Origin of the sequence: Methanobrevibacter filiformis (genome assembly GCF_001639265.1) — an archaeon.
GTDB classification, from domain to species: domain Archaea; phylum Methanobacteriota; class Methanobacteria; order Methanobacteriales; family Methanobacteriaceae; genus Methanacia; species Methanacia filiformis.
Map to the genome: position 1 here is coordinate 1 of NZ_LWMT01000001.1, position 9,578 is coordinate 9,578.

The following is a 9,578-nucleotide window of genomic DNA, read 5'->3' on the forward strand; positions in this document are numbered from 1 at the left end:
AGTACAAATGCTCTTAATGTTTCCTTCGAATTTTTAACAAAGCCTATTAAAAATTTTTCATCATCCTCATTAAACTCAAAACTTCGCCTTGACATGTATATTATATATAACTTAATAATAAATAAACTTATCTCAAATATTAACTTGTCTTGACACTAGTCATTATGGTGGTGCTATTCATAATTATTTTGGTGCTAATTTTACTGTAGGTAATGGTAGTATTTTTGTTAATAATTCTGCTAATACTTATGGTGGTGCTATTTATAATATTGGTGCTAATTTTACTGTAGGTAATGGTAGTGCTTTTGTTAATAATTCTGCTAATACTTATGGTGGTGCTATTTGTAATAGTGGCATTAATTTTAGTGTAGGTGATAATAGTGCTTTTGTTAATAATTCTGCTAATACTTATGGTGGTGCTATTTATAATACTGGTGCTAATTTTGGTGTAGGTAACAATGGTACTTTTGTTAATAATTCTGCTATTAATTATGATGGTGGTGCTATTTCTCATTATGGTGCTAATTTTACTGTGGGTAATAGTGGTACTTTTGTTGATAATTCTGCTGGGAGAAATGGTGCTGCTATTCATGTTAATTCAGGAAGTTTAACTGTGAATTATAATCGTTTTTATAATAATACTGGTAATGCTCAAGTTTATGTAGCTGGTGGAACTGTTAATCTTAATTATAATTGGTGGGGAACTAACATAGGTCCGCGTGGAGTCTCTGTGATTGGGACTGTAACTCTTTCAAATTATTTCGTAGTGGATATTAGTGTGGTAAGTATTGATTATTCTCAAAATATTACTACTTTAAGTTATAGTTTCCATCTTAATAATTTTGGTGCTTTTAATGTTAGTGATATTCCTGTTTTTGATGGTAATGTTAGTACTACTGAGGGTTATGGGGATACTTATGTTTCTAAGTTACCTGCTACTCATGTTCTTAATTTCACTCCTGATATGGGCGAACTTGTGATTTTCACCGTTGATGGTTTTGTTTCCACTCTTTTTAATCTTTATGTTAATGCTACTGGTGGAGATGATGGTAATAGTGGAGCATCATGGTCTGATGCTTTCCAGTCAATTCAAAAAGCTCTTGAAGTTGCAGGAGATGGAGCAACTATACATGTAGCTGGAGGTAATTACAATAACTCCAATGTAATCCTTCAAAACAACACTAACTTAACCATATACAGAAACATAACTATAATAGGTGAAACTAGCCTCAGCGGAGAAGAAGTAATATTGAATGCATTAAATAATGGAAGAATATTTTTCATTGCTAATGGTATAAATGTCACATTAATTAATTTAACTTTCACAAACGGTAAATTAACGGGTACTAATAATAATAGTGGTGGTGCTATTTATAATAATGGTTCTAAAGTCACAATAATAGGCTCTAATTTCATAAATAACACTGCTAACAATGGTGGAGCTATTCACAACGAAAATGGAACTAATTTTTTTATAAGTGAAAATACTAGTTTTATTAATAATACTGCTAGTAATTATGGTGGTGCTATTTATAATTATTTTGGTGCTAATTTTACTGTAGGTAATGGTAGTACTTTTGTTAATAATTCTGCTAATACTTATGGTGGTGCTATTTATAATAGTGGCATTAATTTTAGTGTAGGTAATAATAGTGCTTTTGTTAATAATTCTGCTAATACTTATGGTGGTGCTATTTGTAATAATTATGGTGCTAATTTTAGTGTAGGTAACAATGGCATTTTTGTTAATAATTCTGCTAATTATGGTGGTGCTATTTATAATCGTGATGCTAATTTTAGTATAGGCAGTGGTACTTTTGTTAATAATTCTGCTAGTAGTTATGGTGGTGCTATTTGTAATAATTATGGTGCTAATTTTAGTGTAGGTAATAGTGCTTTTGTTAATAATTCTGCTAGGCGTTATGGTGGTGCTATTTATAATGAGGGTGTTAATTTTAGTGTAGGTAGTGGTAGTGCTTTTGTTAATAATTCTGCTATTAATGATAATGGTGGTGCTATTTATAATACTGGTGCTAATTTTGCTGTGCGTAATAATGTTACTTTTGTTGATAATTCTGCGGGGATAAATGGTGGTGCTATTTATACTAGTGCAAATTCAACTGTGAATTATAATCGTTTTTATAATAATGCAGGTAATGGTCAAGTTTATATATATGGTGGAAATGTTAATCTTAATTTTAATTGGTGGGGAAACAATACTAACCCTATTGGAACTTCTATTGTTCGAGCTGTTGGTAATCTCACATTAAGTAATTATTATATTTTGCGAGTTTCACTTAATTCTACATTTAATACAAGTCAGAATGCAACATTAAATTATACAAAAAACACTGTTGCAGTGTTATCCTATGCATTTGTACTGAATACCACAGCTGCTAATAATTTGAGTTTATTGCCTTACTTTACAGTTGATGTATTAATTAGAAATAGTACTGGTATTGTTAATAATAGTAGTGGTGATGTAAGATCATTCACATTTTCTCAAGAGGTTATGTTAACTAATAATGATCCTCAAGCATCAATAAATGCTTTAGTGGATGGTGAGGATCTTGTTCTTGTTATTGAGAATAATACTATTGTTAATCTTACTATTGTTAAGGTTGCTAATGTAACAAATGTTTCGAATAATGGTACTATTAATTTCACAATAACTATAGCAAATATTGGGGATAATATTGCATCTAATGTTACTTTCACTGATTTACTTGGTGATAAGTTTAGACTTATTAATTGGACTGGAGGTTTGTCATACAACAACACATCAGGTATTTGGAATGTTGGGGATATTGAAGGTAAGACAAATGTAACACTGCACATGGTTGTTCAAGTTATTAAATCTGGAGAAATAAACAACACTGTAAACAATGTAACAGCTTTAGAATCACTTAAAGATCCAAATATAAACTCCACAGTAACAATCACTGTCACACCAGTAGTAAATCTAAACATTACCAAGGTGTCTAATGTAACAGGTGTATCTCATATTGGTGATCATGTTAAATATACAATAACTATTAAAAACAATGGTTTAGACAATGCAAGTAATGTATCTGTATATGATATTTTAGATTCTAAATTAACTTATGTTACATACAATTCTTTAACTGGGACTTATAATAATAACACAGGTTTATGGAGTGTTGGAACATTAAATGTTAATCAAACAGCTACTCTAGAAATTGAAGTAATAATAGCTAATATTGGAACAATAGAAAATATTGCAAATGTAACAGCAAATGAAATAATTCTTAATGGAAGTAACACCAACACCAACACAACAATCCACGTAGACCCTCTAAACAGTACTTTAACTATTAATCCTGTTACAAATACTAAGATTAATAGTAATGTTAGTATTAATGGTACTTTATTAGATGAAAAAGGCGCTCCAATCAGTGGAGTTACTATTAATTTAACTGTTAATAATGTTTCTTATAATGCTACTACGGGTGTAAGTGGTAATTGGAATATTATCTATCATGTAGGTTCAACTGGAGTTATTAATATCGCTGCTGAGTTTGTTGGTAATGCTAATTACACTGCTTCTGCTAACGCAACTTATTTCGATGGTTTGACTTTAAACAGTACTTTAGTTATTAATCCTGTTACAAATACTAAGATTAATAGTAATGTTAGTATTAATGGTACTTTATTAGATGAAAAAGGCGCTCCAATCAGTGGAGTTACTATTAATTTAACTGTTAATAATGTTTCTTATAATGCTACTACTAATGTGACTGGGAATTGGAATATTATCTATCCTGTGGTTGCGACTGGTGTTATTAATGTTGTTGCTGAGTTTGTTGGTAATGCTAATTACACTGCTTCTGCTAACGCAACTTATTTCGATGGTTTGACTTTAAACAGTACTTTAGTTATTAATCCTGTTACAAATACTAAGATTAATAGTAATGTTAGTATTAATGGTTCTTTGTTAGATGAGAAGGGGTCTCCGATTAGTGGTGTTACTATTAATTTAACTGTTAATAATGTTTCTTATAATGTTTCTACTAATGCAAGTGGTAATTGGAATATTACTTATCATGTGGTTTCGACTGGTGTTATTAATGTTGTTGCTGAGTTTGTTGGTAATGCTAATTATTCTGCTTCTGCTAATGTAACTTATTTCAATGGTTTGACTTTAAACAGTACTTTAGTTATTAATCCTATTACAAATACTAAGATTAATGGCAATGTTAGTATTAATGGTTCTTTGTTAGATGAGAAGGGGTCTCCGATTAGTGGTGTTACTATTAGTTTAACTGTTAATAATGTTTCTTATAGTGCTACTACTAATGCAAGTGGTAATTGGAATATTATCTATCATGTAGGTTTAACTGGTGTTATTAATGTTGTTGCTGAGTTTGTTGGTAATGGTAATTATTCTGCTTCTGCTAATGTAACGTATCTTGATGGTTTGGCTTTGAACAGTACTTTGGTTATTAATCCTGTTAAAGATACTAAGATTAATAGTAGTGTTAGTATTAATGGTACTTTATTAGATGAGAGGGGTGCTCCGATTAGTGGAATTACTATTAATTTAACTGTTAATAATGTTTCTTATAGTGCTACTACTAATGCAAGTGGTAATTGGAATGTTAGTTATCCTGTGGTTGTGACTGGTGTTATTAATGTTGTTGCTGAGTTCGTGGGCAATGCTAATTACACTGCTTCTGCTAATACTACTTATTTTGATGGTTTGACTTTGAACAGTACTTTGGTCATTAATCCTGTTATAAATACTAAGATTAATAGTAGTGTTAGTATTAATGGAACTTTATTAGATGAGAAGGGTGCTCCGATTAGTGGTGTTATTGTTAATTTAACTGTTAATGGTGTTAATTATAGTGCTACTACTGGTGCAAGTGGTAATTGGAATGTTAGTTATCATGTGGTTGCGACTGGTGTTATTAATGTTGTTGCTGAGTTCGTGGGTAATGCTAATTTCACTGCTTCTGCTAATACTACTTATTTTAATGGTTTGGCTTTAAATAGTACTTTGGTTATTAATCCTGTTCTTGATACTAAGATTAATAGTAGTGTTAGTATTAATGGTTCTTTAGTGGATGAGAAGGGTGCTCCGATTAGTGGTGTTATTGTTAATTTAACTGTTAATGGTGTTAATTATAGTGCTACTACTAATGCGAATGGTATTTGGAATGTTAGTTATCATGTGGTTGCGACTGGTGTTATTAATGTTGTTGCTGAGTTTGTGGGCAATGCTAATTACACTTTTTCTGCCAACAACACTTATTTTGATGGTTTGGCTTTGAATAGTACTTTAATTATTAATCCTATTCCTAATACTAATGTGAACAGTAGTGTTAGTATTAATGGTAGTTTGTTAGATGAGAGGGGTGCTCCAATCAGTGGTGTTACTATTAATTTAACTGTTAATGGTGTTAATTATAATAGTACTACTGGTGCAAGTGGTAATTGGAATATTACTTATTTTGTTAGTTCAGAAGAATTAGTTAATGTTGTTGTTGAGTTTGTTGGTAATGCTAATTACACTGCTGCTGCTAATACAACTTATTTCAATGGAGCAGCTTTAAACAGCACACTAACTATCAATCCTATCCCGAATACTAAGATTAATAGTAATGTTAGTATTAATGGTAGTCTCTTTGATGAGAATAATAGTGCAATTAGTAACGTTACTGTTGTCGTGACTGTTAATGGTGTTAATTATAATAGTACTACTGATAATGGTGGTAAGTGGAGTATTACTTATCTTGTTAAGTCATCTGGAAATATTAATGTTGTTGTTGAGTTCACTGGAAATATTAATCACACTGCTGCTGTAAATGAAACAAGCTTCAATGGAGTCTCTTTAAATAGTAATTTGGTTATTAATCCTATTCCTGATACTAAAGTGAACAATAATGTTAGTATTAATGGCACTTTATTAGATGAGAATAATAAGTCGATTAATAATGTACAGGTTGTTGTGACTGTTAATGGTGTTAATTATAATGTTACTACTGACGTGAATGGTAAGTGGAGTATTACTTATCTTGTTAATTCAACTGGTCTATTTAATGTTCTTGTTGAGTTTACTGGTAATGGTAATTATTCTGCTTCTGTAAATGGGACAAGTTTTTATGGTTTAGATTTAAGTAATAATTTGACTATTAATCCTATTCCCGATACTAGAGTGAATAGTAGTGTTAGTATTAATGGTACTTTGTTAGATGAGAGTAATAAGCCTATTAGTAATGTACGTGTTGTTGTGACTGTTAATGACGTTAGTTACAATAGTACTACTGATAATAGTGGTAAGTGGAGTATTACTTATTTTGTTAATTCAACTGGACATATTAGTGTTGTTGCTGAGTTTACTGGTAATATTAACTATTCTGCTGCTGTGGATGAGACAAACTTTAATGGTTTAGATTTAAATAGTAATTTGGTTATTAATCCTATTCCTGATACTAGGGTGAATAGTAGTGTTAGTATTAATGGTACTTTGTTAGATGAGAGTAATAATTCTATTAGTAATGTACGTGTTGTTGTGACTGTTAATGGCATTAATTACAATAGTACTACTGATAATAGTGGTAAGTGGAGTATTATTTATCTTGTTAAGTCATCTGGAAATATTAATGTTGTTGCTGAGTTTAATGGTAATTCTAATTATTCTGCTGCTGTAAATAGCAGTACTTTTAATGGAGTGTCTTTAAACAGCAAATTAGTTATCAATCCTGTCACAAATACTAAGGTGAATAGTAGTGTTAGTATTAATGGTTCTTTGTTAGATGAGAGTAATAAGGCGATTAGTAATGCACGGGTTGTTGTAACTGTTAATGGTGCTAGTTATAATGCTACTACTGATGAGAGTGGTAAGTGGAGTATTACTTATCTTGTTAAGTCATCTGGAAATATTAATGTTGTTGCTGAGTTCACAGGTAATACTAATCATGCTGCTGCTGTAAATGAGACAAGCTTTAATGGAGTGTCTTTAAACAGTAAATTAGTTATTAATCCTGTCGTAAATACTAAAGTGAATAGTAGTGTTAGTATTAATGGTACTTTGTTAGATGAGAGTAGTAAGGCTATTAGTAATGTGTGTGTTGTTGTGACTGTTAATGGTGTTAGTTATAATGTTACTACTGATGTGAGTGGTAAGTGGGGTATTATTTATCTTGTTAAGTCATCTGGAAGTATTAATGTTGTTGCTGAGTTTACTGGTAATGTTAATTATTCTGCTGCTGTAAACAGCACTAGTTTTAATGGTTTGCCTTTAAACAGCACATTGGTCATTAATCCTGTTTCAGGTGCTCAGATGAATAGTAGTGTTAGTATTAATGGTACATTGCTAGATGAGAGTAATAAGGCTATTAGTAATGTGCGTGTTGTTGTGACTGTTAATGGTATTAATTACAATACTACTACTGATGCAAGTGGTAAGTGGAATATTAATTATACTGTTAATTCAACTGGTCTAGTTAATGTTGTTGCTGTCTTTAATGGCAATGATAGGTATGTTAGTGCTGCTAACAGTACTACTTTTATTGTGCCTAACAATGTCAATATCAGCATTATTAAAATAGCTAGCATTAATGGAATTAATAATAGTCCTAATGCTCATTTTGGAGATACTGTAATTTATACCATTAATGTAGTGAACAATGGAGCTACTACTGCTACAGGAGTTCTTGTAACTGAAATAATAGAGAATACTAAGTTGAAACTTAATAAAGCATCTACAACACAAGGTTATTATAATAATACTAATGGATTATGGACTATTGGCGAGCTTAAAGCGAGTAAAACCGTAACACTCACAATCAATGCTACTATAATAGCTATAGGTAACATTAGCAACTCTGCTAATGTTTCAGCAAATGAGAACAATATCAACAGTAACAATAAAAATACAGTCAATATAAGTGTTAATGATGTTAATATTAGTATGGGTATGGTTTCTAATGTCACTTGGCAAAACAATCCTCATTATGGTGATGTAGTGACCTATAAAATCACAATTACTAATAATGGTATAACTGATGGTCACGGTGTTAATATCACTGATATACTGGGAGATAAATTAAAATTTATCAACTATTCCACTACTGATGGAAGCACTTATGATAAAAACACTGGTATCTGGTCTATTGATACTTTAAAAGCAGGAAATAATGTAACACTAACAATTACTGCTAGAATTAATGATCTAGGTGAAATAGAAAATATTGCTAAAATTAATACAAACGAATCAAATATTAATAATAAAACAAATGCTAGTATCAAATTCACAGTTAATGATGTGAACTTAACCATCGTTAAAACTAGTAATATCACAGGAAATGCACTAGTTGAAGATTACATTACCTACACAATCAAAGTAACTAACAATGGTCTAAATGCAGCCTTTAATTTCAATGTATTGGAAAAATTAGATTCTAAACTAGAATTCATTAGCTATTCATCTAACATAGGAACTTACAATAATATGACTGGTTTATGGAACATATCCAATTTAAGTAGTGGAAAAACAGCTACACTAACAATTACTGGAAAAATAATTAGTGTAGGAACAATAAAAAATACTGCTATAATCAACACTACTACTAAGAATATTGGAAATAACAATAGTTCAACAAATATTATTTCAGAAGCGATTCCAACTCAAATTAGCACATTAAATGTAATAGTGGCTGTTGATAATTCTGTTAAACTTGAATCCACTTTAAAAGATGGTAATGCTAAACCTATTGCAGATAAAGAGGTTAAATTCTACGTTAATGGAAAACTCATTGGAACAGCTAAGACTGATGCAAAAGGTATAGCTTATCTTAGATACATTCCAACAAAAACAGGCACACTAACTTATATCTCATCCTTTACTGATCCTACAGGTGTTTATGCTGATTCAACATCATTAAAATCCACTATAATCATAACTAAAGATAAAATCAATTTAACCACTATTTTACCAAATGGAACTGTTGGAGATAAGAAAACAATAAAAGTCAAAGCTACAAATAGCGAAGGCAGAATAGTTCCAAACAAAACATTCATAGTCTACATAAATGGTAAAAAAGTAGGTAATTACAAAACTAATAGTAAAGGTGAATTTACTATAAAAACCACACTAAGGTCTTCCAATAAATTACAGATCAAATTTGCTGGAGATAATAAATACAATAAATTATCTAAAACCTACACATTCAAAGCTAAAAAAGAAAAAACAATCACCACTATCTACTATACTAAAACTAAATATGGTAACTCTATAATATTAAAAGCCAAATTAACTAATGGTAAAGGAAAAGCGTTAGCTGGTAAATATATTAAATTCTATGTTGCAGGAAAGTATGTTGGAAAAGCTAAGACAAATAAAAAAGGAATAGCTATTTTCAAATATACACCTAAAAAGAAAAAATAATAAATCTAAATTATTTCATTTTTAAATTTTTTTTAACTATATAGGGGATGTCCCATAATTCTATAAGTCGTTGAAAATCTATTTAATTAATTTTTAAGCGTTTTAACTAAATATATAGTAAAACAAAGTTATTTTAATCATTTTTAAATATAATATGTTTTCATGA

Annotated in this window: 1 protein-coding gene; it reads left to right on the forward strand. The window is 30.3% G+C overall.

The features are described 5' to 3' along the window. Positions 1 to 532 precede the first annotated feature (532 nt). Positions 533 to 9,412 carry a beta strand repeat-containing protein gene (locus MBFIL_RS00005; protein WP_066970097.1) on the forward strand — a complete coding sequence of 2,960 codons (8,880 nt, stop codon included), beginning with the start codon at positions 533 to 535 and terminating at the stop codon, positions 9,410 to 9,412. Positions 9,413 to 9,578: the final 166 nt, after the last annotated feature.